This window comes from Simplicispira sedimenti (genome assembly GCF_022760965.1).
GTDB lineage: Bacteria > Pseudomonadota > Gammaproteobacteria > Burkholderiales > Burkholderiaceae_C > Simplicispira > Simplicispira sedimenti.
The window spans coordinates 16,316-43,172 of sequence record NZ_JAKVIJ010000009.1 but is presented as its reverse complement, the minus strand read 5'-3'; the positions used below and the strand labels follow the sequence as shown (position 1 = coordinate 43,172).

At 66.7% G+C, this 26,857-nt stretch carries 25 protein-coding genes; 4 read left to right on the top strand and 21 right to left on the bottom strand.

Annotated features, from left to right (window positions below; translation table 11 throughout):
* Positions 1-127: 127 nt before the first annotated feature.
* The 7 genes from MJ602_RS11030 to MJ602_RS11000 all read right to left on the bottom strand — a co-directional run bounded on the left by MJ602_RS11030 (position 128) and on the right by MJ602_RS11000 (position 8,390).
* On the bottom strand, positions 128-2,314 hold the full coding sequence (locus MJ602_RS11030; protein ID WP_243020868.1) for a 3'-5' exonuclease: 2,187 nt from the start codon (positions 2,312-2,314) through the stop codon (positions 128-130).
* Entirely contained in the window at positions 2,311-2,688 is a 378-nt protein-coding gene (locus MJ602_RS11025; protein WP_162015262.1) for a response regulator transcription factor, read from the bottom strand. The genes MJ602_RS11030 and MJ602_RS11025 overlap by 4 nt, the downstream gene beginning before the upstream one ends.
* A complete protein-coding gene (locus MJ602_RS11020) occupies positions 2,685-5,423 on the bottom strand; it encodes a sensor histidine kinase (RefSeq protein ID WP_243020867.1) in 2,739 nt (912 codons plus the stop codon). The genes MJ602_RS11025 and MJ602_RS11020 overlap by 4 nt, the downstream gene beginning before the upstream one ends.
* Positions 5,424-5,425: 2 nt before the next feature.
* The gene (locus MJ602_RS11015; protein WP_243020866.1) at positions 5,426-5,701 is read right to left on the bottom strand and encodes a hypothetical protein; all 276 of its coding nucleotides are present in this window, start codon (positions 5,699-5,701) and stop codon (positions 5,426-5,428) included.
* 89 nt (positions 5,702-5,790) lie between these two features.
* The gene (locus MJ602_RS11010; RefSeq protein WP_243020865.1) at positions 5,791-6,156 is read right to left on the bottom strand and encodes a hypothetical protein; all 366 of its coding nucleotides are present in this window, start codon (positions 6,154-6,156) and stop codon (positions 5,791-5,793) included.
* A gap of 156 nt (positions 6,157-6,312) precedes the next feature.
* On the bottom strand, positions 6,313-8,118 hold the full coding sequence (locus MJ602_RS11005; RefSeq protein ID WP_243020864.1) for a sodium:solute symporter family protein: 1,806 nt from the start codon (positions 8,116-8,118) through the stop codon (positions 6,313-6,315).
* A gap of 11 nt (positions 8,119-8,129) precedes the next feature.
* A complete protein-coding gene (locus tag MJ602_RS11000) occupies positions 8,130-8,390 on the bottom strand; it encodes a DUF4212 domain-containing protein (protein ID WP_162015258.1) in 261 nt (86 codons plus the stop codon).
* Between the two features lie 276 nt (positions 8,391-8,666).
* On the opposite strand from MJ602_RS11000, the gene MJ602_RS10995 reads away from it, so the two are divergent.
* Positions 8,667-9,215, top strand: coding sequence for a hypothetical protein (locus tag MJ602_RS10995; protein WP_162015257.1), 549 nt, complete (start codon positions 8,667-8,669; stop codon positions 9,213-9,215).
* Positions 9,216-9,299: 84 nt separating this feature from the next.
* Here MJ602_RS10995 and MJ602_RS10990 read toward each other — a convergent pair whose 3' ends face one another.
* Positions 9,300-10,961 carry an MFS transporter gene (locus tag MJ602_RS10990; RefSeq protein WP_243020863.1) on the bottom strand — a complete coding sequence of 554 codons (1,662 nt, stop codon included), beginning with the start codon at positions 10,959-10,961 and terminating at the stop codon, positions 9,300-9,302.
* Positions 10,962-11,230: 269 nt separating this feature from the next.
* On the opposite strand from MJ602_RS10990, the gene MJ602_RS10985 reads away from it, so the two are divergent.
* Both MJ602_RS10985 and MJ602_RS10980 read left to right on the top strand, forming a co-directional pair.
* Positions 11,231-11,539 carry a DUF485 domain-containing protein gene (locus MJ602_RS10985; RefSeq protein ID WP_162015256.1) on the top strand — a complete coding sequence of 103 codons (309 nt, stop codon included), beginning with the start codon at positions 11,231-11,233 and terminating at the stop codon, positions 11,537-11,539.
* A complete protein-coding gene (locus MJ602_RS10980; RefSeq protein WP_243020862.1) occupies positions 11,536-13,272 on the top strand; it encodes a cation acetate symporter in 1,737 nt (578 codons plus the stop codon). The genes MJ602_RS10985 and MJ602_RS10980 overlap by 4 nt, the downstream gene beginning before the upstream one ends.
* A 90-nt stretch (positions 13,273-13,362) precedes the next feature.
* Here the strand turns inward: MJ602_RS10980 and MJ602_RS10975 are convergent, their stop codons facing one another.
* From MJ602_RS10975 to MJ602_RS10920, 12 genes are read right to left on the bottom strand one after another with little or no spacing between them, the layout of a single operon-like run.
* On the bottom strand, positions 13,363-13,980 hold the full coding sequence (locus MJ602_RS10975; RefSeq protein WP_162018001.1) for a 3'-5' exonuclease: 618 nt from the start codon (positions 13,978-13,980) through the stop codon (positions 13,363-13,365).
* A 14-nt stretch (positions 13,981-13,994) separates the two neighbouring features.
* The gene (locus MJ602_RS10970) at positions 13,995-15,815 is read right to left on the bottom strand and encodes a putative nucleotidyltransferase substrate binding domain-containing protein (protein ID WP_243020958.1); all 1,821 of its coding nucleotides are present in this window, start codon (positions 15,813-15,815) and stop codon (positions 13,995-13,997) included.
* A 36-nt stretch (positions 15,816-15,851) separates the two neighbouring features.
* Positions 15,852-16,493 carry a 2-hydroxychromene-2-carboxylate isomerase gene (locus MJ602_RS10965; RefSeq protein WP_243020861.1) on the bottom strand — a complete coding sequence of 214 codons (642 nt, stop codon included), beginning with the start codon at positions 16,491-16,493 and terminating at the stop codon, positions 15,852-15,854.
* 35 nt (positions 16,494-16,528) lie between these two features.
* A complete protein-coding gene (locus MJ602_RS10960) occupies positions 16,529-16,780 on the bottom strand; it encodes a DUF1289 domain-containing protein (protein ID WP_243020860.1) in 252 nt (83 codons plus the stop codon).
* Entirely contained in the window at positions 16,777-17,289 is a 513-nt protein-coding gene (locus tag MJ602_RS10955; protein ID WP_243020859.1) for a YbaK/EbsC family protein, read from the bottom strand. Before MJ602_RS10955 ends, MJ602_RS10960 begins: the two co-directional genes overlap by 4 nt.
* Positions 17,290-17,339: 50 nt before the next feature.
* Positions 17,340-18,245, bottom strand: a complete 906-nt coding sequence (locus MJ602_RS10950) for a hydroxymethylglutaryl-CoA lyase (protein WP_243020858.1) — start codon at positions 18,243-18,245, stop codon at positions 17,340-17,342.
* Positions 18,246-18,272: 27 nt separating this feature from the next.
* The gene (locus tag MJ602_RS10945; protein WP_243020857.1) at positions 18,273-19,193 is read right to left on the bottom strand and encodes a 2-hydroxyacid dehydrogenase; all 921 of its coding nucleotides are present in this window, start codon (positions 19,191-19,193) and stop codon (positions 18,273-18,275) included.
* 37 nt (positions 19,194-19,230) lie between these two features.
* The gene (locus tag MJ602_RS10940) at positions 19,231-21,237 is read right to left on the bottom strand and encodes an acetyl/propionyl/methylcrotonyl-CoA carboxylase subunit alpha (RefSeq protein ID WP_243020856.1); all 2,007 of its coding nucleotides are present in this window, start codon (positions 21,235-21,237) and stop codon (positions 19,231-19,233) included.
* Positions 21,238-21,957 carry a DUF4126 domain-containing protein gene (locus MJ602_RS10935; RefSeq protein ID WP_243020855.1) on the bottom strand — a complete coding sequence of 240 codons (720 nt, stop codon included), beginning with the start codon at positions 21,955-21,957 and terminating at the stop codon, positions 21,238-21,240. It lies immediately after the preceding gene.
* A 26-nt stretch (positions 21,958-21,983) separates the two neighbouring features.
* On the bottom strand, positions 21,984-22,769 hold the full coding sequence (locus MJ602_RS10930; RefSeq protein WP_243020854.1) for an enoyl-CoA hydratase/isomerase family protein: 786 nt from the start codon (positions 22,767-22,769) through the stop codon (positions 21,984-21,986).
* Entirely contained in the window at positions 22,766-23,275 is a 510-nt protein-coding gene (locus MJ602_RS10925) for a DinB family protein (protein ID WP_243020853.1), read from the bottom strand. Before MJ602_RS10925 ends, MJ602_RS10930 begins: the two co-directional genes overlap by 4 nt.
* 31 nt (positions 23,276-23,306) lie before the next feature.
* Positions 23,307-24,914 (bottom strand): carboxyl transferase domain-containing protein, encoded by a 1,608-nt coding sequence (locus MJ602_RS10920; protein WP_243020852.1) that lies wholly within the window; start codon positions 24,912-24,914, stop codon positions 23,307-23,309.
* Positions 24,915-25,302: 388 nt separating this feature from the next.
* Here MJ602_RS10920 and MJ602_RS10915 point away from each other — a divergent pair, with 388 nt between their 5' ends.
* Entirely contained in the window at positions 25,303-26,298 is a 996-nt protein-coding gene (locus MJ602_RS10915; RefSeq protein ID WP_162017999.1) for an AraC family transcriptional regulator, read from the top strand.
* A gap of 47 nt (positions 26,299-26,345) precedes the next feature.
* Here MJ602_RS10915 and MJ602_RS10910 read toward each other — a convergent pair whose 3' ends face one another.
* Complete coding sequence (locus MJ602_RS10910) at positions 26,346-26,756, bottom strand: YchJ family protein (RefSeq protein ID WP_243020851.1); 411 nt, start codon at positions 26,754-26,756, stop codon at positions 26,346-26,348.
* Between the last annotated feature and the right edge of the window lie 101 nt (positions 26,757-26,857).

Genomic DNA, 26,857 nt, shown 5'->3' with positions numbered 1-26,857 from the left:
CAAGGGCCTCCCCGCCGCACTGGCGGCATCCCCATGCCCGCAGCGCACCGCGCTGCGACAGCGGGGGGGGGAAGGCGCCGCAGACACCCAAGCAGCACAGAAGCTGCGCCTCATGGGAAATTTGGGCTCAATACTTGATTCGTGCGTAGTAACTCTTCTGCGCCGCCTCGCGCGCCTGGCGCAGGGTGTGGATGCCCTGTTCCTGGAGCAGCGGAATCAGCCGCAGCCAGATCTCCGCCGTCACCAGGGCATCGCCCAGCGCCGTGTGGCGGCCCAGCACCGTCACGTTGAAACGCTCGGCAATGGCTTCGAGCCGATGCGACTCCTGCTGCGGATGCACCACCGCCGAGAGCAGCAGCGTGTCCAGCACCGGCTGGTGGAAGGCCACCCCCGAAGCCTCTTCCTGCAGTTGCAGAAACCGCATGTCGAAGGCCGCGTTGTGCGCCACCAGCACCGTGTCCTGCGCATAGGCGTGGAACAGCGGCAGCACCTGCGCAATGCCAGGCTTGCCCACCACCATGTCGTCTGTGATGCCGTGGATGGGGATGGACGCCGCCGGAATGCGCCGCCCCGGATCGACCAGTTGGTCAAAACACTCCTGGCGCAGCAGCTTGCCGTTGACGATGCGGGCCGCGCCGATCTGGATGATGGCATCGCCATCGGCCGGGTTCAGGCCGGTGGTTTCGGTGTCGAACACGGTGTAGGTCAGTTCGCTCAGCGGGCGGTCGTCCAGCGCACTGCCCTGGTCGGCCATCTTGAACAGGTCGAAGTCGTAATACTCCGGGCGGCTGAATTCGCTCTCACCCAGCGGCGCATCGACCACGCCCTGCACACTGGCCAGCGGCAGCATGAAGCGGAAGAACGCCTGGTGGCGCGCACGCTCACGCTCGAACCACATCTCGCCGCCGTGGCGCTCGACCACGTCGCGCACCGTCAGCGGACTGCGCTCGCTGCCAAAGCGCATGGCGTCCATCTCCCAGCTCATCACCGTTTCGTTGCTCATGGCCTGGCCGCTCCAGACCAGGTCGAGCTGCGCATGGGTCGCGGTGCCTTGCAGGCGCAACTGCAGAAACCGTACCTCGAACTCATCGACCAGGCGGTGGGCCAGGTAGGTCAGCGCAAGCAGCAAGGTGTAGCTGTCCACCTTGAGCCAGAGGCTGGTGTCGATGGTGTCCAGCGTGACCGGCCGGTCGCAATGCTGCGCAATGCGGCGCTGGGCCGCCGTCACCAGGTCGGCGCCCAGCATGTCTTCCATGGGCCAGCGGGTCTTGAGGCGTTGCGTGGCACGGTGGGCCAGGTCATTGACGCGCCGCCCCATGGCGCCCACCTCATCCCGCACCACGCCCAGAAAGCGCTCGCGCATGGCAGGCTCCAGGTCGGCATAGCCCAGCATGTCCACCGCCGCCTGGATGTTGGCCAACGACGACCGGCTGCCCTCGGTCAGGCCGTGCATAAGCTGGTCGCGCTCGGCTTCTTCCTGCACGCTGGCGGTCACATCGTCCAGCATCAACACCAGCCCACTCACGGCCTGCAAGCCCTCTTGCGTTTCGCCATCGCCGGGCGGCGCCGACTCGCGCACCGGAGCCACCTGCACGCGCAGCAGGTGCCCGCCCTGCGTGGTGGTGACAAACTGTGCCGAAGGCGTGGCCACTCCGCGCCCCAGCGCCTGGTGGATGCGCTCGAGCGCATGCGCCACCAGTTGCTGGTCCAGCACGGCATAGATGGAGCGCCCAATGCCGATCAGCTCGGCCCCGGCGGCGGCTCCCGCGCCCTGCGAAAGCTGGCGGAACTGCTGGCGCGCACGCTGGTTGTAGAGCAGGATGCGCCCTTCGCGGTTGCACACCACCACGCTCTGGTTTAGCTCGGCCATCAGTGCGGCCAGGCGGTTCTTCTCCTGCTGTACGCGCAGGCTGGCCTGGGCCACCTGCTCGGCCACATCGCCGCGCAACTGGTCGCGCTGGGCGGCCAGCTCGTTCACGGCACGGGCCATGGCCTGCATTTCGGCGGTGCCCCGAGGGGTGAGCTGCTGCGGCGTGGTGGCCGTCACCACCACCCGGATTTTCTCGATCAGACGGTGCGGGTCGCCCACGTAACGGCGGTGCAGCATGTGCAGCGTGACCGCCACCAGAAACAGGCCCAACATCCAGCCCATGGCCACCAGAACGGTGCGCGGCGCCAGCACATCGCCCACCGCCAGGCGCTCCTGCGCATCCAACGTGGACCAGACGATCACGGACATCAGCACCAGCCACAGCGCCATCACCAGGCCCGCAGCGGCGATGGCCAGCACCAGCCGGGGGTCGATCTTTCTCATGCGGATGTCTCCCCAAGCAGTTCGGCCACCTTCTGCACCAGCTCGCGCGTGGAGAAGGGCTTGGTCATGTAGGCATTGGCGCCCAGGGCCATGCCCTTGGCCACGTCGGTCTCGCGGCCCTTGGCCGTGAGCATGAGGATTTTGGTGCCCTGCAAGGCCTCGTCGGCGCGTACGGCCTGACACACCTCGAAACCGGTCTTGTGCGGCATCATCACGTCGAGCAGCACCAGCGCGGGCTGCTCGCGTGCAATGGTGTCCAGTGCCTCCTGCCCGTCGCGCGCCACCAGCACGGTGTAGCCCTCGCGCTGCAGCAGGTATTCAAGCGAGATGACGATGTTGGGTTCATCGTCGGCAATCAGTATTTTTGTCGTCATGGGGTCTTGTCTCCAATAGGTTCTGTAGGCAGTGGCAACCAGAAGCAGAAGCAGGCACCCGGCTGCGCGCTGGGCTCCAGCCACAGCCGCCCGCCAAAATGTTCCGCAATATGGCGACTGATCGGCAGGCCCAGGCCTGTTCCGTGCGCCACCTGGACACCCAGGTCGGTCTGGTGAAAGCGGTCAAAAATCATGGCTTCATGGCCCGGCTGCACGCCCGGGCCGTTGTCCTGCACGCACACCGTGACGCCTTGCGCATCGGACGTCAGCCGCACCTGCACCTGCCCGCCGGGCGAGGGCACAAACTTGGCCGCGTTGGACAGCAGGTTCAGCAGCACCTGCAGAATGCGGTCGGGGTCGGCCTGGAGCACGGGCGCCTCGCCGGGCAGCTGCACCTGCACCTGGGCCGCGCGCTCGCGGAACACTTCGGCCGTGGTCGCCACGGCGCGCTCCACCAGGGCACGCATGTCCACCGGCGCCACATGCCATTCGGCATGGCCCGATTCGATCTTGGCCATGTCCAGCACCTGGTTGACCAGGCGCGTCAGGCGCTCGGTTTCGGCCACGATGATGCCCACGAACTGCTGGCGCTGGGCCTGGGGCATGCTGGCGTCGTCCTGCATCAGTTCGGCCAGCGCGCGGATGGAGGTCAGCGGCGTGCGCAGTTCGTGCGTCACCGACGACATGAAGTCGTCCTTGAGCCGGTCCAGGCTCTGCAGTTGCTCGTTGGCGGCGCGCAGCTCGGCCGTGGCCTGTTCCAGCGAGCGCGACTTGCCCTCCAGCGCTCGCGAATAGGCGCGGATCTGCGAGGCCTCGTCCAGAATGCGCAGCACGTCTTCGGGCGAGAGCGTTTCTTCCTCGGCCACCGAGGCCACCAGCGCACGGGCCGAGGCGCTGCCCACGGCCCCGGCGAGCTGGGTTTCGACAAACTGCACCAGCCGGGCATCAGGCCGCAGGGCCTGGGCATTGCGCACGCCCACGCGCTGCGCGTAGCCGTCAAGCAGCGCCTGCGCCTTGGCGGCGCCCAGAAAGCGCTCGCACAGGCGCAGCAGGTCTTGCGTGTTGGCCCGCCCGCGCCAGAACACCGGGCTGGAGCCGGCCGTGCGCTCGAACACATCGACAAACAGCAGGGCCTGGCTGGCCTCGCGGCCCGAAGGGGCGCGCCACAGCGACACTCCGACATAAGCCCCCACATTGGCCAGCATGCTCCAGAACAATGAATGCGTGAGACCGTCGAACCCCTGCAGGCCGAGCAACTGCTCGGGTCGCAGCCAAGCCATGCCCCAAGGCCCGTGGGCGATGAAACCCATGTCAAGCCAGCCCGACTTGGCAATCGACGGCAGCATGAGGGTGTAGGCCCACATCAGAAAGCCTGCCAGCAGGCCTGCGAGCGCACCCAGGCGGGTTCCGCCCTTCCAGTACATGCCGCCCAGCACCACCGGAGCGAACTGCGCCACGGCGGCAAAGCTGATGAGCCCGATGCTGACCAGCGCATAGGCCTCGCCAGCCAGGTGAAAGTACACATAGCCCAGCACCAGCACGCCCAGGATGGCGGCCCGCCGGATGCCCAGCAGAAGGCGCGTGAAGTCTTGCCCGCCACTGCTGCGCAGGTGGCGCCAGCGCAGCAGCAGGGGCAGCACCAGCTCGTTGCTGACCATGGTGGAGACCGCCACGGTTTCCACGATGACCATGCCCGTGGCCGCGGACAGCCCGCCCACAAAAGCAAACAGCGCCAGCGCGTGCTGCCCGGCTGCCAGCGGCAGCGACAGCACGAAGTTTTCGGCATCGGCCTGCCCCGCACCGAAATACAGCAGGCCACCCAACGCAATGGGCAGCACGAACAGGTTGATGAGCAGCATGTAGAGCGGAAACACCCAGACCGCGCGGCGCAGGTGGTCTTCGCGCACGTTCTCCACCACCATCACCTGGAACTGGCGGGGCAGGAACACCACCGAGAACATCGACAGCAGCATCAGCCCGAACCACTGCGCCCAGGCAAACTGCCCACCCTGCTCCAGGCGCAGCAGCTGCTGCAGCTGCGGCACGGCCTGCGCCCGGGCGAACAGGTCGCCCAGGCCATCGAACAGGCCATACACCACAAAGAAGCCAACCATCAGGAAGGCCACCAGCTTGACCACCGATTCGAACGCGATGGCGGCCACCATGCCCTCGTGGCGCTCGGTGGTGTCGAGGTGACGCGCGCCGAACACCATGGCAAAGCCGGCCAGCACCAGGGCCACGTAAAAGGCGCTGTCGCGGCTCCAGTGCGCAGCCTCGGCCACGCCGCCGGGCACCGTCAGCAGGGCATAGCCCGCCGACACCGCCTTGAGCTGCAGCGCGATGTAGGGCACGATGCCCACCACCGCGATCAATGTCACCAGACCGGCCAGCAGCGGGCTCTTGCCATAGCGGCTGGCAATGAAGTCGGCAATGGAGGTGATGCGGTAGGCCTTGGCGATGCGGATCATCTTGCGCAGCACGATCCAGCCCAGCACCATGACCAGCGTCGGCCCCAGGTAGATCGGCAAGAACCACACCCCGCCCGAGGCAGCCCGCCCCACACTGCCGAAATACGTCCAGGCGGTGCAGTACACAGCCAGCGAGAGCGCGTAGGTCCAGGGGTTGGCGATGACCGAGCGCCCCGCTTGCGCACGGCGGTCGGCCCAGTACGCCACGGCAAACAGCAGCAGCAGATAAGCGAACGACGAGGCAATGACCAGTGCGGGCGAGAGCATGCCTACTCCTGCGGCGGTGCGGGCGGTGGGGGCACCACCCCCGCGCGGTCATCGGGGCGTTCTTCGCTGCGGTCGGCCAGGCGGTCTTCGGGCCACTCCATCAGCCAGGCCAGCATGGCAATCAGCCCGCCCCACAGCAGGAACAGGGCCAAGGGGAACAAAGGAATGCCCCACACGGTGGCATCACGGTCCCACAGGCCGAGCAGCGGAAAATTGAACAGCACCCAGCCGCCGGCAAACAGGGCAACCAGGCGTTGGGAGCCGAGTCCTTTGAGCACAGCGGTCTCCTGGCGGGAGGTCTGGACGCCCCCCTGCCCTCCATTGTGCGCCCGGCACTTACCTTGTTCTTACGTAGCGGGCGGCGCGATCAGGTTTTGGCCTTGGCCTTGGCCCGGGCAGCAGCGCCGTGTGCCTGGCGCGAGAGCGCGAAATCGAGGAAAAACTTGCACCAGATGGTGCTGCCCGCCATGGCGGTCCAGGTGTTGTAGTCGAGCTGGCCCAGCGCCACGCTGACGATCACCACCGACGCCACCACCCCCGCGATGAGGTTGATGATCATCGCGTAGGGAGCGTATTTCTCGGGGTCGGGCGGCGACTCGCCGCGCTTGATGGCCACCTCGGAAAAATCACGCTTGACCACGATGCGCCACGCCCGACGGAACCAGAAGAACGCCATCGGGAACAGCGCGAGATACAGAATCCAGGTCAATGCGACGCTGACATCAAAAACCATGCAGGGCTCCCAGCTTCGGGGGGCCGCGCGCCGCGCGCAAGCACCCCGGACATTTCAACTAAAAAGGCCCTGCCAGCGCAGCCGGCAGGGCCTCCATTGTCACTGCCGAGGCGCGCGAGCGCCACGGCACGGGGGCTCTACCCCCGGACAGACGCTTTAGTGGGCACCCGTCACCGTCTTGGAGCCGCGCGGGATACGCACAGCTTCCACCATGGCCTGGATGTGCTCTGGCGGCTCCTTGGTGACCTTGTCCACCAGGAAGGCGACAGCAAAGTTCACCAGGGCACCGACTGCACCGATGGCTTCCGGCGTGATGCCGAAGAAGCTGTTGGCGCCGCCGATCAGGCCCAGGTATTCCGTGCCCTTGATAAAGAACACGCCCTTGTGTGCGAACACATAGAACAGGGTGAAGAACAGGCCTGCCAGCATGCCGGCCATGGCGCCTTCCTTGTTCATCTTCTTGCTGAAAATACCCATCATGATGGCGGGGAACAGCGAGCTGGCAGCAATACCGAAGGCCAGTGCCACCGTACCGGCCGCAAAGCCCGGCGGGTTCAGGCCCAGGTAACCGGCCACCACGATGGCCACGGCCATCGACACCTTGCCCGCCAGCAGCTCATTCTTCTCGCTGATGCCGGGGTTGAACACGCCCTTCACCAGGTCGTGCGACACAGCGGACGAGATAGCCATCAGCAGACCTGCAGCCGTCGACAGAGCCGCAGCCAGACCACCGGCCGCCACCAGCGCGATCACCCAGTTGGGCAGCAGCGCGATTTCGGGGTTGGCCATCACGATGATGTCGGCATTCACCGTCAACTCGTTGCCCTTCCAGCCGGCAGCCTCTGCCTTGCCCTTGGCGGCTTCGTTCTTGGTCTTGTCGTTGTAGTACTGGATGCGGCCGTCGCCGTTCTTGTCTTCCCACTTCAGCAGGCCGGTCTTTTCCCAGCGCTTCATCCAGTCGGGACGCTGTTCGTTCACCAGGCTGGCTTCAGGTGCATACAGGTCGCCACCGGTCTTGACGGCGGTGTTGACGGTGGCATGCAGGTTCAGTTTGGCCATGGCCGCCACGGCAGGGGCCGTGGTGTACAGGATGGCGATGAAGATCAGGGCCCAGCCGGCCGAGCTGCGCGCGTCCTTGACCGAAGGCACGGTAAAGAATCGCATGATGACGTGCGGCAGACCGGCGGTACCGATCATCAGCGACATCGTGTACATGAACATGTTCAGCGTGCTGCCCGGCAGTTGCGTGGTGTACTTGCCAAAACCGAGGTCGGTAACCACGGAATCGAGCTTGGCCAGCAGAGTCATGTCGGTGCCGACATAGCTGCCACCCAGACCCAGTTGAGGGATCGCGTTGCCCGTGAGCTGCAGCGAGATGAACACGGCAGGCACGGTGTAGGCCAGGATCAGCACGATGTACTGCGCCACCTGGGTGTAGGTGATGCCCTTCATGCCGCCGAACACGGCGTAGGCGAACACGATGGCCATACCGACGTAAATGCCGGTGTCGCTGGACACACCCAGGAAGCGCGAGAACGCGATACCCACACCGGTCATCTGACCAATGATGTACGTGAGCGACGCCACCAGCAGGCACAGCACGGCAATGGTGCTGGCGCTCTTGGAGTAGAAGCGGTCACCAATGAACTGGGGCACCGTGAACTTGCCGAACTTGCGCAGGTACGGAGCCAGCAGCATGGCCAGCAGCACGTAGCCGCCGGTCCAGCCCATCAGGAACAGGCCACCGCCATACCCCATGTTGGCGATCAGGCCGGCCATGGAGATGAAGGAAGCCGCGCTCATCCAGTCGGCGGCCGTGGCCATGCCGTTGGTGATGGGGTGCACGCTGCCGCCGGCCGCGTAGAACTCGCTGGTGGAACCAGCGCGGGCCCACACTGCAATGCCGATGTAGAGCGCGAAGCTCAGACCGACAAAAACGTAGATAGTGGTTTGCAAATCCATGATGTCAGCCCTCAGTCTTCATGCACGTCGAACTGACGGTCAATGTCGCCCATCTTCTTGGCGTAATAAAAAATCAGCGCAATGAAGATGTAGATGGAGCCCTGGTGCGCAAACCAGAACCCTAGCGGATACCCGCCCAGCTTGATGTTGTTGAGCATGTCCGCAAACAGGATGCCCGCGCCGAACGACACCACAAACCAGATGATGAGAATCTTGGTCAGCAGGCCGAGCGTGGCTTTCCAGTAGGCGTGACTACCTTTGTCTTCCTTCATGAAAGTCCCCTCTTGTTGGAGTACAGATCACAGCGCCTGAGCACTGCCCCCGTGCACCCACAAGGCCAGCCCCGTGGATTGCGAGGTTGACTGTCGCGACGCTTCCTTACAGCGAACTGATGAAAAGTTCCAATCTGACGCTTGGATTACGACTCAAGGGAAAACACCGATCGTTCAGGCCTCAGTGAAAATCCCAATGGCAGAGCGCTGTGTTGCAGAAACACTCTCTTACCTGCCTCATCCTGAAGACGGCATCCCCGTCCCTGCTCCATCGCCATGCCTGATTCCATCCCCGTACTGCTTCGCTCCATCTACGCCAAGACGGCGCAGGGTCAGCAGGAAATCGCCTCGCGCTCCCTGGGTCTGTCGCCCATGGCGCGGCGCGTACTGGTGCTGGTGGATGGCAAGCGCAGCGGTCAGGAACTGAGCACCTTTGTGCCCGGCAATGAGGTCAGCCCACAGCTCACCGAACTGTTGGAGCGCGGCTGCATCGAGGCCGTGGGTACCGTCCCCGCACCCAAGCCCGCGCCCAGCCCTGCGGGTGCTGCAGCCAGCACCCATGCAGGCGACGATCTGGAGGCCCTGCCGCCGCCCGAATCGCGCAGCGCCAAGGAGGCGGACATGGCGCGTAATTTCATGATTAACACGGTCAACACCATCTTTGGGCAGCACAACCGCATTTCACTCGTCGAGTCGATCTACGGCAGCAAGACCACCGAAGAACTGCGCCATGTGTACATCGCCTGGGCCGAGGCCATGGAGTCCAACGCCGTAGGCAAGAGGCGCCTGCCCGAGTTGCGCGAAAAGCTGTTTGCCGTGCTCTGACCGTTCAGCCCAGTTCGGCCAAAGACCTCGGAAGGTTTGAATGAATCTGGCCTGCTCTGGCACGCCGGATTCATTCACACCGTCTCAATCCTCGGCATACATATCCACGCCACGCGTCTCACGCAGCCACAGCGCGCCGATGAACGCACCCACCCCGGCAATCAGCACCGGGTACCACAGGCCGCTGTACATGTTGCCCGTCTGCGCGACGATGGCAAATGCCATGGGCGGCAGCATGCCACCGAACCAGCCGTTGCCGATGTGGTACGGCAGGCTCATGGCCGTGTAGCGGATGCGGGTAGGAAACATTTCGGCCAGCGCCGCCGCAAGGGGGCCGTACACCATGGTGACCAGCAGCATGAGGTACCACAGGATGGCGACCACACGCAGCCGGTCAATGGCCTGCGGGTCGGCGTGGTCTGGGTAGCCCGCAACCTGCAAGGCCTGGGCCACGGCGCTGCGAAAGGTCCGCTCACGCTCGCGCGCCTGCATGCCGGTCATGCCGGTGGCAGGCTCCAGCACGATGCGCTGGGTGCCGATGCGCACCACAGCGGCTGCACTCTCGCCTTCGGCAGGCTCGGTGTGGTAGCTCACCGAATGCGCTGCCAGCACCTGCTTGGCCAGGTCGCAGGGGCTGGTGTAGCGCGTGGCTCCGGTGGGATTGAACTGGAAGGAGCAGCCCCAGGGAGACGCTTCAATGACCACCTGGTTGCGTGCCTGGGCCTGCGCCAGCGCAGGGTTGGCCGCCACGGTCAGCGCCTGAAAGGCCGGAAAGTACGTGGCCGCCGCCAGCACGCAGCCCAACAGGATGACCGGCTTGCGGCCCACGCGGTCGGACAGCGCACCAAACACAATGAACAGCGGCGTGCCCAGCAGCAGCGCCAGCGCCAGCAAGAGCTGTGCGGTGGCGGCTTCCACCTTGAGCTGCTGCGTCAGAAAGAACAGCGCATAGAACTGCCCGGTGTACCAGACCACGGCCTGCCCGGCCGTCAGGCCCAGCAGGGCCAGCAGGGCCAGGCGCAGGTTCTTCCATGTCCCGAAGGCCTCGCGCACGGGGGCGCGCGAGGCGCGCCCCCGTGCCTTCATGCGCTGGAAGGCCGGTGTCTCGGCCAGGGACAGGCGAATCCACACCGACACTGCCAACAGCGCGATGGACACCAGAAAGGGAATACGCCAGCCCCAGTCGGCAAATGCGTCTTCGCCCAGCAGCGCACGCACGCCCATGACGACCAGCAGCGCCATCAGCAGGCCCAGCGTGGCCGTAGTCTGGATCCAGGCGGTGTAGGCGCCGCGCCGGTGCTGGGGGGCATGTTCGGCCACATAGACGGCGGCCCCGCCATACTCGCCCCCCAGGGCCAGGCCCTGCAGCAGGCGCAGCCCTATGAGCAGGATGGGCGCCGCCACGCCGATGCTGGCATAGGCCGGCAGCAGCCCCACGGCAAAGGTGGCCAGGCCCATGACCAGCATGGTCACCAGAAAGGTGTACTTGCGCCCGATCATGTCACCCAGCCGCCCGAACAGCACGGCCCCCAAAGGGCGCACCAGAAAACCGGCGGCGAACGCCAGCAGCGCGAACAGAAAGGCCGAGCCCGCGTCGAGCGCGCTGAAAAACTGGCGCGCAATGATGGCCGCCAGGGCACCGTAGAGGTAAAAGTCGTACCACTCGAACACGGTACCCAGCGACGAGGCAATGACCACCCGCGTCTCCTCGGGCGTCATCGGCCCGTTGGAAGCCGGGGGGGCCATGGGTTGTCTCCAATTGCTTGCAAGCTGCTCTGTGGCAGCCTGCAAGCATTCTTGGAGGCCGTGCTGACCCCGTTCTGACGCCCAGCCAACAAGGGCTTGCTTGAAACTGACCCGGCACTGACAAAACCAGGCCCAGCGTGCCTTGCAGCAGTTTGTTGCACTGCAATTGCTGCACTGCGTAAGCGCTTGGTCAGTGCCCGTTTGCAGAATCCGCCCGCTTGCCGCGGACCTTCTGTCACGGCAGTGATCCCATCCAAGGAGACTGATTCATGAGCGACCCGGTGGTCCAGAAAATACAGAGCCATCCGAAGTACCTGGAACTGCGCACCAAGCGCAACCGTCTGGGCATCTTTCTGACCGTGCTGATGCTGGTGGCTTATTACGGCTATATCGCGCTGATTGCATTCGACAAGAAGTTTCTCGCCCAACCCATCGGCAGCGGCGTGACCACTCTGGGCATTCCCATCGGCATGGGCGTGATCCTGTTCACCATCGTCATCACCGGCATTTATGTGCGCCGTGCCAACGGCGAGTTCGATGCACTGACCAAGCAAATTCTCAAAGACGCATCGAAATGAACGCTCTCAAGAAACCAGCCCTTCAAGCGCTGCCACTGCTGGCCCTGCTGACCGCAGGGGCCGCCCATGCCGCCGGTGGCGATGTGGGCCAGGCGGCCAAACAGGCCACCAACTGGACGGCCATCATCATGTTCGGCATCTTCGTCGCCGGTACGCTGTGGATCACGAAGTGGGCCGCGGCCAAGACACGCTCTGCCGCCGATTTCTACACGGCTGGAGGCGGCATCACCGGCTTCCAGAACGGCCTGGCGATCGCGGGCGACTACATGTCCGCGGCTTCCTTCCTGGGCATCTCGGCGGCCGTGATGGCCACCGGCTACGACGGCCTGATCTACTCCATCGGCTTCCTCGTGGGCTGGCCCATCATCACCTTCCTGATGGCCGAGCGCCTGCGCAACCTGGGCAAGTTCACCTTCGCCGACGTGGCGGGCTACCGCTTCCAGCAGACGCCGATCCGCGCCTTCGCGGCCTCGGGCACGCTGGTGGTGGTGGCGTTCTACCTGATCGCGCAGATGGTCGGCGCAGGCCAGCTCATCAAGCTGCTGTTCGGCCTGGAATACTGGATGGCCGTGGTCATCGTGGGCGCGCTGATGATGGTCTATGTGCTGTTCGGCGGCATGACGGCCACCACCTGGGTGCAGATCATCAAGGCGGTGATGCTGCTGGCGGGCGTGAGCTTCATGGCCTTCATGGTGCTGGCACAGTACGGCTTCAGCCCCGAGGCGCTGTTCGCCAAGGGCGTGGAAGTGCGCACCAATATCGCCGCCAACACCGGCATGTCGGCTGAAGACGCCGCCAAGAAGGGGCTGTCCATCATGGGGCCCGGCGGCTTCATCAAGGACCCGATCTCGGCCATCTCGTTCGGCATGGCGCTGATGTTCGGCACCGCCGGCCTGCCGCACATCCTGATGCGCTTCTTCACCGTGCCCGATGCCAAAGAAGCCCGCAAGTCGGTGCTGTGGGCCACCACCTGGATCGGCTACTTCTACATCCTGATCTTCATCATCGGCTTCGGCGCCATCACCCTGGTGCTGACCAACCCCGAGATGGCGGATGTGGTCAAGGGTGTGATCCACGGCGGCGCGGGCACGGCCAACATGGCGGCCGTGCTGGTGGCCAAGTCGGTGGGCGGCAACATCTTCTACGGCTTCATCTCGGCCGTGGCGTTCGCCACCATCCTGGCCGTGGTGGCCGGCCTGACGCTCTCGGGCGCCTCGGCCGTGTCGCACGACCTGTATGCCACGGTGTTCAAGAAGGGCAAGGCCGACAGCGCGTCGGAGCTGAAGGTTTCGCGCATCACCACCCTGGCCCTGGGCGTGATCGCCGTGGTGCTGGGCATCGCCTTCGAGAAGCAGAACATCGCGTTCATGGTCTCGCTGGCCTTCGCCATCGCGGCCTCGGCCAACTTCCCGGTGCTGTTCATGTCGGTGCTGTGGAAAGACTGCACGACGCGCGGCGCGGTGATCGGCGGCTTCCTGGGCCTGATCTCCTCGGTGGGCCTGACCATCGTGTCGCCCTCGGTGTGGGAAGCCACGCTGGGCAACCCGGCCGGCTCGGCGCTGTTCCCCTACACCTCGCCGGCGCTGTTCTCCATGACCATCGGCTTCGTGGGCATCTGGCTCTTCTCGATCACCGACAAGAGTGCCAACGCCGCGCGCGAGCGTGCCGCATTCCCGGCGCAGCAGGTGCGTTCGGAAACGGGCCTGGGCGCCGCTGGGGCCTCTGGACATTGATGCCCCCCTGTGGCGCATGCGGCGCCCTCCCCCTCGCATCGTTGCGCGATGCGGTGGGGGGACAATCCACCGGGCCTGGCGCCCGGTTTTTTATTGGCTTTGCAACTGGCGCAGTTTGACAAAGGCCATGGCCGCCATGACGGCGTCGTTGAGGGCGTCGTGGGCTTCGCGCTGGGGTAGCGCCAGGTCGTCCATGAGCGTGGCAAAGCGCAGGTCGATGTGGGCGTTGTCGAACTGCTGGTAGGGCGGCAACTGCTTGAACTTGTACTCGTAGTACATGGCCGATACCTCCAAGCGCTGCTGTGGCAGGCCCATGCCCAGCAAGGGCCACACGGCGCGGTTGAGCATGGCCACATCGAACTCCAGGTAGTAGCCCACCAGCGGGCGGCTGCCGATGAAATGCAGCAGCTGGCGCATCGCCTCGTCCAGCGGCAGGCCCTGGGCCACATCACGGCTGCGCAGGCGGTGGATGCGCACGCTGTCCGCGGGCACCTCCTTGTCGGGCCGCACCAACAACTCCAGCCGCTGGCTGGTGAGGATGCGCTGGCCCACGATGCGCACGGCGCCGATGGCAATGATCTCGTCGGTGCGGCGGTTCAGGCCCGTGGTCTCGCAGTCGATGGCCACCCATTCGTTGGGCGGCGGCGGTTCGAGCAGGAAGGCAAACTCTGGCCGCGCCAGGTGGTAGCGCTGCCAGGTGCGGCGCATGCGTTCCAGCAGTGTCACAGCGCGTCCAACTTCAGCCGGTGGTGCAGCAGCGCCTTGAAACGTTTGACCACCGCGAGCGCGTCCTTGAGCAGATCGCGCTCCAGCGTGCTGAGCCGCTCGGGATCGACGTTGCCGGTGACCGGCCGGCCCGTGTCGATCTGGGCCAGCCCGGCCTGCAGGCGCAGTCCCATGAGGAAGTGCAGGCTTTGCACCAGCTCATCGCCCAGGGCGGCATCGAGCACGCCCGCCTCCACCAGTGCGGCAATCCGCTCGGCCGTGCCGGTGGCCGGCACGCGCCGCGCCAACGCCAGGCTGCGCACGCCATGCACGATGGGAAAGATGCCCGCCTTCTTGAGGCTGATGGCACGGCCTTCATCGCTCAGGCCGAACAGGCGGCTCCACCAGCCCGAGGCGCCGCCAAAGTTGTCGATGGCAGCGGCAAAGCGGGCCAGTACGGCGTCGTTGTCGATGGCCTGCTCCACCACACCTTCACGCACGGCATGGAGCAGCGCCGCATCGCCCGCCACGGCATGCGCATCCAGAAAGATGGCGAGCTGCATCAGGCTGTCGGCCTCGGGCGCCAGCAGCCATTGGCGCACACGCTGGCCAAAGCTGTGGACCGAGCCGCGCCAGTCGGGGTTGCTGACCATGATGCGGCCGGGGCACTCAGGGTAGCCAAAGCTCGCCAGCACCTCCGAAAACCGCTGGCAGATGGCGTCCAGCTCCGGCGGCGCGGCATAGCCATCGCGCAGCACCAGGCCGTTGTCCTGGTCGGTCTTGAGGAGTTGTTCACCGCGCCCCTCGCTGCCCATGACGAACAGGCAACTGTTCTCCACCAGGTCGGGGGGGGCCACCATGGACCAGGCGCGCTCGAACAGGTGGGCGTTGAGTTGCTGCACCAGCTTGGCCATCAGCCCGATGCGCGTGCCACCGCGCTGCAGCGCGGCGAGCAGCCGCGTGATCTGGGCCGCCGCCTGCGCCAGTGCGGGCAAATCCTGCGCGTGTTCGATCTGCGCCGTGATGACGTGCGAATGGTTGGCCAGAAAGCTGAACAGGTCCAGCGCCTCCAGCACCCCGCGTACGGCGCCAGTGTCCTCCAGCACCACCAGGCGGTGCACGCGCCTGCGCAGCAGCAGCACCATGGCGTCGCCCAGCGAGTCGGACTCGCGCACGGTGACGACGGGCGTGCTGGCCAGTGTGCCCACGGCCAACTGGTCCAGCGGGCGGCCATCGAGAATGGCGCGCTGCAAATCGGTGTTGGTGAAAATACCCAGGCCGCCGTCGGCCAGCCCGGTTACCAGCACATTCTTCACCCTCTGCTCCTGCAGCAGGCGCACGACGGTGATGATGTCGGTGTCCGCAGTCACCATGGGGGCCGGGCGCAGAAAGGCCTGCTCCACGCGCGCCATGGTGAGCGATTGCAGCTCATGCTGCCCTGCCCTGCGTGCCAGGGCACTGAGCTTCTGGCCCAGGTCGGAAAACAGCAAGGCGCCAAAGGTGGTGTTGCAGGCGATGAGCTCGTTCACCGCCTCGCGTGCCAGTTGGTAGGCCACCACTTCCTCGGTGGCCACAAAGCGGCTGTGCAGGCGGCCGGTCATCAGGCCACAGCCATCAAAGCTGTCCTCGGGCCCGTAGGTGGCCAAGACCTCTTCACCCTCGGTCTGGGTGACGTAGCCCTTGATGATGACGAACAGGTGGGTAGGAGCGCTGCCCGCATCGAGCACCACCGCGTCTTCGGGGAAGTAGGCGATGTCCACGCTGGCGCGCACCAGGCGCTGCTCGTCGGGGGTGAGGCAATCGAAGGGGGATGCGTTGAAAGGAAAGGCGCTGGGCATGAAGGATGGGGCGGCCGCCATGGCACGCCCCTGCATTCAAACCGGCAGGCCTTGCGCCACGCTTGCAGCGGACTCCCAGCCTTGGCCGAACCAGGCGTCGCCCTCCAGGTAGGCGCGCAGCATGGGCAGGCTGTCGTAGCCCCAGAAGACCTTGCCATCCACCTCCAGCGCCGGTACACCGAACACGCCGCGCGCCGTGGCGGCCTCGGTGTTGGCGCGCAGCAGCGCCTTGGCGCGGGCGCCATCCTCGTCGCCCGGCTTGCGCTGGGGCTCCAGTTCGGCAGCGAGCTGCGTAAGCCGCTCGGCATCGAGCGCATCCTGCCCGCCCTGCCAGACATGGCGGAACACCGTGCCGGTGACAAAGCGGTTGATGCTGCCGTCCTCGCTGCAGGCCAGCGCCAGGCGCAGCAGCGCCAGCGGATTGAACGGATGGCGCGCGGGCATCGCCAGCGGCACACCCAGCGAATGGCCCAGCCATAAGGCATGGCGGTAGGTCCAGTCGCGCTTGGGCGCAATGCCCGCCGGCCCCGGGTTGCCATGCTGCTTGAGCAACGCGCCCAGCAGTACCGGCCGGTACTCCACGCTGTGGCTCAGGCCCTCCAGCACATCTGGCAAACGCTCGAAGGCCAGCCAGGCGTACGGCGAAACGAAGTCCAGGTGAAAGACGATGTGCTTCATGGCAGCTCCTTGGTGGGGACGTCAGGGTGGGGGCTTCAGGGTGGAAAAGCCATCCCGGCGCGCTGCGCCAGCGCAGCCCAGATGGCCAGGCGCTCGGCGCTGTCGGCCTGGGCCCAGGCGCGGATCTCGGGAATGGTGCGAAAGCACCCCACGCAGTGGCTGCGGTCCTCGGACATGCGGCAGACCGAGATGCAGGGCGAGGGAATGACCTCGTCGGAATTGGGATCAAAATAGCCCGCTTCGCCCAACAGACGAGCGCGAGCAGCTATACCTTCGATAGCACTCATAGGGCAGCAGGCTCCTGCACCACATCGACCACGGGTGCGCCAGTGAGCCGCTCCAGGTCGGCGGGGTGGAGCGGAAACACGCCGTGCGGGTGCCCTGCGGCGGCCCAGACCACATCGAAGCGCAGCAGGTCGCGGTCGATCAGCGTGACCGGCGGCGTGGCATGCGCCACGGGCGAGACGCCGCCGATGGAAAAGCCGGTGCGATCCTTCACGAAACCGGCATCGGCACGACCGATCTTGCCCACATGGGCCTCGACCTTCTTCTCATCCACACGCCGGTCGCCCGAGGTGATAACGAGCACGGCCACATCATCGGCCTTGCGCCGGAAGATGATGCTCTTGGCAATCTGGCCAAGCTGCACACCGAGCTGGTCGGCCGCCTGCTGCGCAGTGCGCGCCGCATCATCGAGCATGCGTGGGCCGTGGGGGTGGCCGGCCGCCTGGAGCGCGGCGGCCACACGCTGCAGGCCGGGCGGCTGCGCATCAAGGGAAGGAATAGCTTCAGTCATGGTTCCCCGATGGTAGCGGCGGCGGCGCCTGCGCGCTGGTGCTCAGGCTTTCAGGCGCGCTTGTTCAGCAGGGCCACGGCCGTGCGCGAGTTGGGCTTGCGGCCCAGAAAATCGCTGATGTAGGCACCCGCATCGACAAGCTTGTCGAGGTCGATGCCGGTCTCGATACCCATGCCGCGCAGCATGAACACCAGGTCTTCGGTGGCCACGTTGCCCGTGGCGCCCTTGGCGTAAGGGCAGCCGCCCAGGCCGGCCACCGAGGCCTGATAGTTCCACACGCCCAGCTCCAGCGCGGCCAGCGTGTTCGACAGCGCCTGGCCGTAGGTATCGTGGAAATGGCCCGACACCGCGTCGATGCCATAGTGCTGCAGCGCCGCCTCGATGGCGCGCTGCACCGTGCGAGGCGTGCCCACGCCGATGGTGTCGGCCACGTCCACGCGCTGCACGCCGATGCCTTTCATCAACCCGGCCAGGTAGGCCACCTGCTGCGGCGCGACCTCGCCTTCGTAGGGGCAGCCCACGGTGCAGCTCATGGCGCCACGCACGCGGATGCCGGCCGCCAGCGCGGCCTCGACCACGGGCGCGAAGCGCTCGATGCTCTCGGCGATGCTGCAGTTGATGTTCTTGCGGCTGAAGGCCTCGCTGGCCGAACCGAACACCACGATCTCGTCGGGCCGCGTCTTCACCGCCGCCTCGTAGCCCTGCAGGTTGGGCGTCAGCACGGAATAGCGCACGCCGGCCTTGCGTTCGATGCCGGCCATGACCTCGGCGTTGTCGGCCATCTGCGGCACCCATTTGGGGCTGACGAAGCTGGTGACCTCGATCTCGTGCAGGCCGGCTTCCTGCAGGCGCTGCACCAGGCCGATCTTGACCTCGGCGGGCACGGGGGATTTTTCGTTCTGCAGACCGTCGCGCGGACCGACGTCGATGATCTGAACGCGGGAGGGGATGCTCATGGGGAAGTCCTTGTGAAAGAAGTGCTGTCAATAGCCGCGCACCGGGTCCACGACACCGGCGATGGCCTCGCCACGCTCCAGCGCAGCGATCTTGCCCACGATCTGGGCAATGCTCTCACCCAGCAGCGTGCGCGCCGAGGTGTGGGGCGTGAGGGAAATGCGCGGGTGGCTCCAGAACGGATGCCCCACGGGCAGCGGCTCGGTGCGGAACACGTCAAGCTGGGCGCCCGCGAGGTGACCGCTGTCGAGCAGCGCCAGCAGGTCGTCCTCGACCAGGTGCGCGCCGCGCGCGACGTTGATGAGGTAGCCGCCCGGCTGCAGGCGCGCCAGGGTGTCACGGTTCAGGATGTCCTGCGTCTCGGGCGTGAGCGGCAGCAGGTTCACGAGCACGCGGCTGGCGGCCAGGAAGTCATTGAAGCCGTCCTGCCCGCTGAAGGCGCGGGTGCCGTCAATGGCCTTGGGCGAGCGGCTCCAGCCGTTCACCGGAAACTCGAACTGCGCCAGCGCCTTCGCCACGCGCTCGCCGAGCACGCCCAGGCCCATCACGCCCACGGGCAGGTCCTGGCGCAGGCGCGGCTTGCGGTAAGCCCACTGGCCCGCGCGCATGCTGGCTTCGTACTGGTCGAATTCGCGGAAATGGCGGATGACGGCGTGGCACACGTATTCGGCCATCTGCACGGCCATGCCGGCATCGTCGAGCCGCACTACGCGCGCGCCCGGCGGCAGGCGGCGCTGCAGCAGCGCATCGACGCCTGCGCCGATGTTGAACAGAGCCTGGATGCCCTGCTGCTCGTCCAGGAACTGCTGGGGCGGCGCCCAGACCACGGCGTAATCGGCCACCGGAGCACCCGGTTGCCAGACGGTGATGTCGGCGCCGGGCAACGCGGCGGCCAGGCCCTGCAACCAGGGATCGGCCTTGGTATCGGTACAGCAAAAGGTGATTTTCATGGTCACCGAGCGTACCCCGCCCGCCGCAAAACGTCTGTCACTCAGCGGAAAGCTTGAGCAGTTCGGCGCCCTCGGCCACCTGATCGCCCGGCGCGTACAGCAGCTCCTGCACCACGCCGTCCACCGGCGCGGCGATGGTGTGCTCCATCTTCATGGCTTCCATCACGGCCAGGGCCTGGCCCTTGCTCACCTTGTCGCCGGCCTGCACGGCGAACGACACCACCTTGCCCGGCATGGGCGCGGTCAGGCGCCCCCCCTCGGACTGGTCCTCGCCCGCATGGGCCAGCAGATCGATGGCCACGATCTGCGTCGCGCCCCGGGGCATGAACACATGGTCGGTCTCGCCCATGGCATACACGGCGGCCCGGGTGCGCTCACCCGCATACTGCAGTTCGATGCCCCCGGCGACCGACTGAAACGCCAGCGGACCGGAAACAGCCTGCGCACCTTCACCGACCGTCAGCCGCAGTCCGCCATCGTGCAGGTAGGCCAGGCTGGCCTTGGCATGCGCGCCGTTGAAGTCGAACTCGAAACGGCGTTCCACCAGGCCGTGCGAGCGCCAGCCGTCGCGGCAGCTGAACGGGTCGGCACCTTCGGTGGCGCGCTCGCGCAGCAGCGTCTGGGCCACGGCGGCGGCCGCCGCCAGCGGCAGGCCCACGCGCTCCTGCTTGAACAGCACGGCCTCTTCGCGCGGGATCAGCGCAGTGTCGAGGTTGGCTTTAGCGAACGAGTCGGTGCGCGCCACCATGCGCAGGAACTGCACGTTGGTCGCCAGGCCGACGATGTGGGTCTGGGCCAGCGCTTCATCCAGCCGGGCCAGCGCCTGCTCGCGCGTGTCGCCGTGCACAATGAGCTTGGCCACCATGGAGTCATAGAACGGGCTGATGGCGTCGCCCTGGCGCACGCCGGAGTCCACGCGCACCGCGCCGCGCTCGAAGGCCACGCAGTCGGGCAGGCCGTACACGGCGAGCTGGCCGGTGGCGGGCAGGAAGTTGTTGTCGGGGTTCTCGGCGCAGATGCGCGCCTCGATGGCATGGCCGGTGATGCGCAGCTCGTCCTGCTGCAGCGGCAGCGGCTCGCCCGCGGCCACGCGCAACTGCCATTCCACCAGGTCCTGGCCGGTGATGGCCTCGGTGACCGGGTGCTCGACCTGCAGGCGCGTGTTCATCTCCATGAAGAAGAAGTTCATGCTGCCATCGGGACGCTGCTCGACGATGAACTCCACCGTGCCCGCGCCCACGTAGTGCACGGCACGCGCGGCGGCCACGGCGGCCAGGCCCATCTGGGCGCGCATCTCGGGCGTCATGCCGGGCGCGGGCGCTTCCTCCAGCACCTTCTGGTGGCGGCGCTGCACCGAGCAGTCGCGCTCGAACAGGTAGACATAGTTGCCATGCGTGTCGCCGAACACCTGGATCTCGATGTGGCGCGGGCGCTGCACGTATTTTTCGATCAGCACGGCGTCGTCGCCAAAGCTGTTGATCGCCTCGCGCTTGCACGACGCCAGCGCGGCCGCGAAGTCCTCGGCCTTGTCCACGGCGCGCATACCCTTGCCGCCACCGCCGGCGCTGGCCTTGATGAGCACGGGGTAGCCGATGCGGTCGGCCTCGGCCTGCAAGAGCGCGGCGTCCTGGTTGGCGCCGTGGTAGCCGGGCACCAGGGGCACGCCGGCTTTTTCCATGAGCTGCTTGGACTCGGCCTTCAGGCCCATGTCCTTGATGGCCGAGGGCGGCGGGCCGATGAAGACCAGGCCAGCGTCCTGGCAGGCCTGGGCGAATTCCTCGTTCTCGCTCAGGAAGCCGTAGCCGGGGTGGATGGCCTGCGCGCCCGTGGCCTGGGCGGCCTCGATGATGCGCTCCCAGCGCAGGTAGCTGTCCTTGGGGGCGCTGCCGCCGATGTGCACGGCCTCGTCGCACACGGCCACATGCTTGGCGCTGGCATCGGCATCGGAATACACGGCGACGGTCTTGACGCCCATGCGCTTCGCGGTCGCCGCGACACGGCACGCAATCTCGCCGCGGTTAGCAATCAGGATTTTGGTAAACATTTAGGCCACTCCAGGAGAACCAGAAAAAAACGAGGCAACGCGGCGCAGCACCGCGCGCAGGAATCGGAACAGCAGCACCAGCAACAGTGCCGACACGATGAGCATGAACGCCAGCGCCACGCCGAACCACAGCGGGTGCTGCGTGGCCAGCCAGACCACGGCCACCACCAGGCCGTCTTCGAGGAAGGACAGCCCCCAGTTGGAAAATGGCTCGGGCGAGGTATTGACCGCCGCGCGCGTGGTCATCTTGGTGGCCAGCGCCGTGGCCGAGAGCGAACCGCCCAGCAGGCCGGCCACCAGGGCCATGGTGGCGTTGTCGGCGCCGAACACCCCCGCCGCCAGCACCGCCCCCGCCGGGATGCGGATCACCGTGTGCAGCGCATCCCAGGCACTGTCGAGCCAGGGCACCTTGTCGGCGAAGAATTCGACCAGCAGCATGAAGCCGCTCACCGCCAGCACCGCCGGGTGCTGCAGCACCTGCAGGCCCGGCGGCAGCACCAGCCATCCGGTCGCACCCATCAGGCCGACGAGGAACACCACGGCATAGAGCCGGAACCCGCTGGCCCAGCCCAGCGCGGCCGCCAGCGCCAGCAGGCCCGGCATGTCGAGCTGGGCCGTGGCCCGTGCCGCGCCCTCGGCCACGTCCCGCGCGGTGCCCGCGTCCACATGCAGCCCCACGGTGTGGAGCCACTGGACGATGCGCAGCCAGAGCTGGTCCATGGTCGTTCAGGCGCATGCGTGCGAGCTCAGGCCTGCAACCACGCCGGTTTGCGCTTTTGCAGGAAGGACTGCACGCCCTCGCGGCCCTCTTCGCTCGCGCGGATGTCGGCGATGCCTTCGACGGTGGCGGCGATGAGCTGCGCGTCGATCTGCTGCTGCGCCACGTCCTGCACCAGCTGCTTGCAGGCGCGCACGGCGTTCGGGCTGGCGCTGACCAGGGCTTTGACGATGTCATCGACCTTGGCGTCAAGCTGGTCTGCGGCCACGACCTCGTGCACGAAGCCGATGCGCAGCGCCTCGGCCGCACCGAAGCGCTCGGCCGTGAGGAAGTAGCGGTGCGCGGCGCGCGCGCCCATGGCGCGGATGACGTAGGGGCTGATGGTGGCCGGGATCAGGCCGAGCTTGACCTCGCTGAGGCAGAAGCCCGCCGTGTCCACCGCCACGGCCATGTCGCAGGCCGCGACCAGGCCCATGCCGCCGGCGTACACGTCGCCCTGCACACGCGCCACGGTGGGCTTGGGGCAGGCGTAGATCACGCGCAGCATCTCGGCGAGCTTGCCCGCGTCCGCGATGTTCTCGGCGCGCGTGTAGTCGGCCATGCGGCGCATCCAATTGAGGTTGGCGCCGGCGCAGAAGGCCGGGCCCTCGGCGGCCAGCACCACGGCGCGCACGTCGGGGCGTGCGCCCACGTCGAGAAAGGCCGCAGCGATCTCGGCGATGACTTCGTCGCTGAAGGCGTTGCGCACCTCGGGCTGGGTCAGCGTGATGCGCGCGACCGGGCCCGACTGGGTGATGGAAAGGTTCTGGCTCATGGCGTATGCGGGTTTTGCAGGAAATAGACGAGATCGAGCTCCGGGCAGGGCTGGCCCAGCGCGGTGAGCGCCGCCGTGATCTGCCCGCGGTGGTGCGTGCCGTGGTTGAACACATGCGCGAGCGTGGCGGCGAAGGGCAGCGTGGCCGAGGTGCCGCGCATGGTGGTGTAGGACAGCACCCCATCCCAGCGCTGCGCGGGCCAGCCGGCGATCAGCGGCTCCCAGCGCGCCGCACCCTCGCGCAGGCGGCTGGCCAGGTGTGCGCGGTCGCTCTCGACCTCGGCGTCCAGCGCCACGCGCGGCGAGCTGCCCTCGGCAAAGCGCACGAACCACAGCAGGTGCTCGCCCACCAGCAGGTGGCTGAGCGTGCCGTGGATGCTGCGGAAGAACAGGCCCAGGTCGCGCCGGTAGTCCGCCTCGGGCAGCGCGTCCACGGCCCGGAGCAGGCGCTCGGTGGCCCACACGTTGTAGCGTGCGAGCTGGCCAAAGTGGGCGGCGGCGTCCATGGGGTGTTCCGTGCGTCGGCGTGCGTTCTTCTTACATGCGGAACACGCCGAACTTGGTGTCCTCGATGGGCGCGTTGCGCGTGGCCGAGAGGCCCAGCGCCAGCACGCGGCGCGTGTCGGCGGGGTCGATCACACCGTCGTCCCACAGGCGCGCGGTGGCGTAGTAGGGGTGGCCCTGCTCTTCGTACTGGCGGCGGATGGGGGCCTTGAAGGCTTCCTCTTCCTCCATGCTCCACTGGCCGCCCTTGGATTCGATGCCGTCGCGCTTGACGGTGGCCAGCACACTCGCGGCCTGCTCGCCGCCCATCACGGAGATGCGCGCGTTGGGCCACATCCAGAGGAAGCGCGGCGAGTAGGCGCGGCCGCACATGCCGTAGTTGCCGGCGCCGAAGCTGCCGCCGATGATGATGGTGAACTTGGGCACGGCCGCCGTGGCCACCGCCGTCACCAGCTTGGCGCCGTGGCGCGCGATGCCTTCGTTCTCGTACTTGCGGCCGACCATGAAGCCGGTGATGTTCTGCAGGAACACCAGCGGGATCTTGCGCTGGCAGCACAGCTCGATGAAGTGCGCGCCCTTCTGCGCGCTCTCGCTGAACAGGATGCCGTTGTTGGCGATGATGCCGACCTGCATGCCCTCGACGCGCGCGAAGCCGCACACCAGGGTGCTGCCGAAGCGCGCCTTGAATTCGTCGAACTCGCTGCCGTCGACGATGCGGGCGATGATCTCGCGCACGTCGAAGGGCTTGCGCGTGTCGGTGGGGATCACGCCGTACAGTTCTTCTGCTGCATATTTAGGAGCTACTGGCGCAGTATCGGCGGGCGATGCAGCCTTGTTTTTATTCAGATTGGCCACCGCATGGCGCGCCAGCTTGAGCGCGTGCAGGTCGTTCTGCGCCAGGTGGTCGGCCACGCCCGACAGGCGCGTGTGCACGTCGCCGCCGCCCAGGTCTTCGGCACTCACCACCTCGCCCGTGGCGGCCTTCACCAGCGGCGGGCCGCCCAGGAAGATGGTGCCCTGGTTCTTCACGATGATGGACTCGTCGCTCATCGCGGGCACGTAGGCGCCGCCGGCCGTGCAACTGCCCATGACCACGGCGATCTGGGCGATGCCCTGGGCGCTCATGTTGGCCTGGTTGAAGAAGATGCGGCCAAAGTGCTCGCGGTCCGGGAACACGTCGTCCTGGTTGGGCAGGTTGGCGCCGCCCGAGTCCACCAGGTAGATGCAGGGCAGGCGGTTCTGCGCCGCCACTTCCTGGGCGCGCAGGTGCTTCTTCACCGTCATGGGGTAGTAGGTGCCGCCCTTCACCGTGGCGTCGTTGCACACGATCATGCAGTCCACGCCGCTCACGCGGCCGATGCCGGCGATGATGCCCGCGCCCGGTGCGTCGTTGTTGTACATGTTCAGCGCGGCCAGCGGCGCCAACTCCAGGAACGGCGTGCCGGGGTCGAGCAGGTTCGCCACGCGCTCGCGCGGCAGCAGCTTGCCCCGTGCCACATGCTTGGCGCGCGCGGCCTCGCCGCCACCGGCAGCGACCTTGTCGATCTGGGCGTTCAGGTCATCGACCAGCACGCGCATGGCAGCGGCATTGGCTTGAAAGTCGGCCGAGCGGGCATTGAGTTGGGTCTGCAATACAGGCATGGTGTGGTTTCTCTGCAAGAGGAATGCGGCTGGCCTGGGGCGAATCGACATTCAAACACCCCCGTCGTTGCCCCGCCTGGCACGCCTGGCTAGGCACGAGGAGGACGCTGGTAGGTACCAGCAACCGACGAGCAACGACGCATGGCGGGCCAGGCGGGGTAACCCTTTGGCCAAAGCCCTGGCGACGGGAGTGTTTGAATATCGCTTCGCCCTAGCATGCCAGGGGTCGGGCTCAAGAATACGCCCAGTGGCCCGGCGTGGTTTGCCAGCGTGGTTGCAAATTCCGCCAGCATTGCGGCACACTCTGGGGGTGAATGCCTCTGCTGCCCATCCTTCGCCGCCCACACCCCTTCCCCCCGCCGCTCCTGCTGCGCCTGCCGTCACGCCCATGGCGTTTGTGCAGGCCATTCTGCGGGCCTGCGCACAGGCGGGCGTGAATGCGCTGCCGCTGCTGCAACAGGCACAAATCGCGCCACAGGAAGTGGAAAACCCTGCCACCCGCGTGACGGCCTGGCAGTTCGAGCGTCTTTCTGGGCTGGCCATGCAGGCACTGGACGACGAGGCACTGGGCTGGTTCAGCCGCCGCCTGCCCTGGGGCAGCTATGGGATGCTGGCGCGCGCCTCCATCAGCTCACCTACGCTGGGGGTGGCGCTCAAGCGCTGGTGTCGCCACCACGGCCTGCTGACGCAGGACATCTCGCTCACGCTGCAGGTGCAAGACGACAGCGCCATCGTGCGGCTGCAAGAGCACCGGCCCTTGGGGGCGTTTGCCGAGTTCTGTCCCGTTTCGGTGCTGCGCAACATCCACGGCCTGGCGTGCTGGTTCATCGATTCGCGCATCCCGCTGCAGGAATCCTTCTTCAGCTTTACTCGGCCCGCCCACCACGACGCCTACGCCGTGCTGTTCCCAGGGCCGGTACAGTTTGGTGCTGCTTGCAGCGGCCTGCGCTTTGACGCGCGCTACCTGCAACTGCCGCTGCAGCGCGACGAAGCCGCACTGCGCCAGATGCTGCAACGCGCCCTGCCGCTGACGGTGCTGCAGTACCGGCGCGACCGCCTGCTGGTGCAGCGCGTGCGCACCCTGCTCACGGCCGACCCCGCCGCCGGGCACAGCGCCGAGGCGCTGGCATTGCGCCTGCACCTGTCGCCGCGCACGCTGCACCGCCAGCTCAAGGACGAAGGCGCATCGTTGCAGGGCCTGAAGGACGAGGTGCGGCGCGAGCGCGCCATGGACCTGCTGCACCGGACCGAGCGCCCCATCAAGCAGGTAGCGTACGAGGCGGGCTTTGGCAATGACAAGAGCTTCATCCGTGCGTTCCGGCACTGGACGGGGCTCTCCCCTGCAGAGTTCCGGCGCCAGAGCCGCGCGCCAGGGTTGCTATGATTTTTATAGCTTATCGCGCCTGTCACACAAGCGTCAGAGGCCTATTTTCATAGTACGTCGCCATCCACATACCACCAGCAACCCTGCTCACGCACAAAGCGGCTGCGCTCGTGCTGGCGCACGGCCCGGCCCGCCACGCGAAAGCGTGCGACGAACTCCACCTCTGCATGGTCCGCATCGACACGATGATGGGCGCGCACCTCCAGCCCCAGCCATTTGGCGGCAGGGTCCAAATCCAGCCGTGCCGGGCATGTGCTGGCATGCCAGGTCGCCCGCAGGTAGTCCGCGCGCTCCAATACAAAGGCGCTGTAGCGCGAGCGCATCAGCGCTTCGGCTTCCGAAGCGGGGCGCTGCTGGTTCAGACAAGGGCTGCAGCAGTCGGCAAACCGGAGCGCACGGCCACGGGCATCGGTGCGTCCACAGGGACAGGGGGCGCTGGGCTGGAGTGACAGAGGCATGGCGACGATTGTGCCGCGCAGGGCTGGGGCGGTGCGCGGTCAGTGATTGTCAGGCACAAGCGCGCAAATACACCTACACTGAACCGGCAGTTGGGGTCACC